The sequence below is a fragment of the Devosia sp. genome, assembly GCF_041917035.1.
GTDB lineage: Bacteria > Pseudomonadota > Alphaproteobacteria > Rhizobiales > Devosiaceae > Devosia_A.
Map to the genome: position 1 here is coordinate 1 of NZ_JAYRYM010000366.1, position 2723 is coordinate 2723.

Genomic DNA, 2723 nt, shown 5'->3' on the forward strand with positions numbered 1-2723 from the left:
ACGTCAATGCCGCGACGCCCAACAAGGACCTCGCCATCGAGTTCATCGAGAACTACCTCGCCAGCGACGAGGGGCTGAAGATGATCAACGACGACGTCCCGCTCGGCGCCGTGGCCGACAAGAGCTTTGCCGAGACGCTGGCGGGCGACGCCAATGTGGCGGCCACCCTCGCCAATGCCGAGAGCGGCATCGCCATGCCGTCGACCCCGGCCATGGGCAAGTTCTGGGCGGCGATGGGCCCGGCACTGTCTTCGATCACCGACAAGTCGGCGACCGTCGACAAGGCCCTCGACGACGCGGCCGTGCGAATCCTCGCCGACTGAGCCCGTTCGGCACCCGGCTCCGGCATTCCTGCCGGGGGCCGGGTGCCCGGCCGTCCGACCTGCCTGCGCGCCGCTGGGGAGAGGCGATGACCGCCATCGATATGCCGGATCGCGCCGCAATGGCGCCGAAGCCCGGGGCCCGCCTGCTGGCGCTGGCCGGCTTTGCGACGCTCGCAGCGCTGGCTCTCGTGCTCGCCTATGTCGTGTGGGGGCTCTACATCGCGGGCGAGCCGCTGTTCGCCGTGGTGGTGATGGCGCTGGCCATCGGCATCACCATCGTCTTCGGGGCGCGTCGATTCTACACCGCCCGCTTCGTCTTTCCCGGCGTCGCCGCGGTGCTGATCTTCATCGTGCTGCCGGTGCTCTACACCACCTATGTCGGATTCACCAACTACGGCGCCCGGAACCTGCTGACCTTCGACCGCGTCACCGAGCTTTTCCTCGGCCAGACGGCGGTCGACAAGTCCACCGAGCGGCCGTTCGGTCTCGTCGCCGAGGGCGAGGGCTATCGGCTGTTCCTCGGCGAGGGCACGGGTGGACTGCTCTCCAACCCCTTCGTTCTCGACGGCGTGCCGGTCGAGGTGGCCATGTCCCCGGTCGCGACGGCGCCTGAAACCGTTCCACTCAAGGATGTGGTCAAGTTCCGCACCGAACTGGCCGCGGTGACCGCCCGGCTGCCCGACGGCAGCCGCCTCACCTCGTCGGGGCTGCGCAGCTTTGCCAAGGTCAGCCCGGTCTACGAGCGGCAGAGCGACGGCTCACTGCTCAACCTCGCCGACGGCACCCGCCTCACGCGCGACGAGACCGTCGGCTTCTACCGCAACGCGGCGGGACAGACGGTGGCTCCCGGCTGGCGGGTGAGTGTCGGGCTCGCCAATTTCCAGCGCGTGCTGTTCAGCGAGGGCATCCGGCAGCCCATGCTGCAGATCTTCGTGTGGACGGTCAGCTTCGCCCTGCTCTCGGTGTTCTTCGGCTTCGCGCTCGGCATCCTGCTGGCCAGCGTACTGCAATGGCCGCACCTGCGCGGCAAGGCGATCTACCGGATCCTGCTGATCCTGCCCTATGCGGTGCCGGCCTTCATCTCGATCCTGGTGTTCCGCGGGCTGTTCAACCAGAATTTCGGCGAAATCAACCTGATCCTGAAGAGCCTGTTCGGTATCCAGCCGCAGTGGTTCACCGATCCCGGCCTGGCACGGACGATGCTGGTGATGGTCAATGTCTGGCTCGGCTATCCGTACATGATGCTGCTCTCCATGGGCTACCTGCAGTCGATCCCCCAGGATCACTACAAGGCCGCTGCGCTGGAGGGGGCCGGTCCGATCCGCAACTTCTTCTCGATCACGCTGCCGCAGATCCTGCCGCCCTTCGTGCCGCTGCTGATCTCGAGCTTCGCCTTCAACTTCAACAATGTCGTGCTCATCCTGCTCCTGACCCGCGGCGCCCCTGACATTGCGGGCACCATCGTGCCGGCGGGCCAGACCGACATCCTCGGCTCGTTCACGTTCCGCGTCTCGTTCCAGGATGCCGGGCAGAACTTCGGCATCGCGGGAGCCATCTCGACGCTGATCTTCATTCTCGTGGGCATCCTTGCCTACGCCAATTTCTACGCCCTGCGGCGTGCCGCAGAGGCGCGCGGAAGGGGCTGACCCATGATCGTCGAACGCCCTCGCGCCCTGCTCTGGAAAAAGCTGGCGGCACACAGCTTCCTGATCGGCTTCATCGGGGTCATCCTGTTCCCGTTCCTCGTGGTGCTCTCGATCTCGCTGCGGCCGGGTAATTTCTCGACCGGCAGCCTCATCCCCGATCCGATCAGCTTCGAGCACTGGTCGCTGGCGCTCGGCATTGCCTTCACCCAGCCTGACGGCACGGTGCTGCAGCCGCCGTTCCCGGTGCTGACCTGGCTGTTCAATTCGGTCAAGATCGGCGCCATCGCCTCGGCCGGCATCCTGATCCTGTCGATGACCGCTGCCTACGCCTTCTCGCGCCTCAGGTTCCGCGGTCGCGGCGCCATCCTCGACACGCTGCTGATCGTGCAGATGTTCCCGGCTGCGCTCACCGTCATCGCGCTCTATGCGATCTTCGATGCCCTGGGCAATGTCGCGCCATTCCTCGGCATCGACAGCCACTGGTCGCTGATCATCGCCTACCTGAGCGGCATCACGCTGCACATCTGGACGATCAAGGGCTATTTCGACTCGATCGACCCGGCGATGGACAAGGCGGCCCAGATCGATGGTGCCACGCCCTGGCAGACCTTCCGCTTCGTCTTCCTCCCGATGTCGGTGCCGATCCTGGCGGTGGTGTTCGTACTGAGCTTCATCGGCCACGTCACCGAGTACCCGGTGGCATCGGTGCTGCTGCGCGAAACCGGCAACATGACCCTGGCCGTCGGCGCCCGTT

The 2723-nt window shown here is 66.0% G+C and carries 2 protein-coding genes and 1 pseudogene; all 3 read left to right on the plus strand.

Annotated elements, in window-relative coordinates; all coding sequences use genetic code 11:
* Window positions 1-323 (plus strand): annotated as a pseudogene (gene malE, locus ACE3TU_RS21100) (maltose/maltodextrin ABC transporter substrate-binding protein MalE); the annotation flags it as partial.
* A gap of 86 nt (window positions 324-409) precedes the next feature.
* The gene (gene malF / locus ACE3TU_RS21105; RefSeq protein WP_374627830.1) at window positions 410-1969 is read left to right on the plus strand and encodes a maltose ABC transporter permease MalF; all 1560 of its coding nucleotides are present in this window, start codon (window positions 410-412) and stop codon (window positions 1967-1969) included.
* A 3-nt stretch (window positions 1970-1972) separates the two neighbouring features.
* A partial coding sequence (gene malG, locus ACE3TU_RS21110; protein WP_374627831.1) for a maltose ABC transporter permease MalG occupies window positions 1973-2723 on the plus strand: 751 nt, incomplete at its 3' end.

What these genes read in the sequence shown, in the direction of transcription:
- malF (WP_374627830.1), top strand. Translation starts at nt 410, where the DNA reads ATGACCGCCATCGATATGCCGGATCGCGCCGCAATGGCGCCGAAGCCC.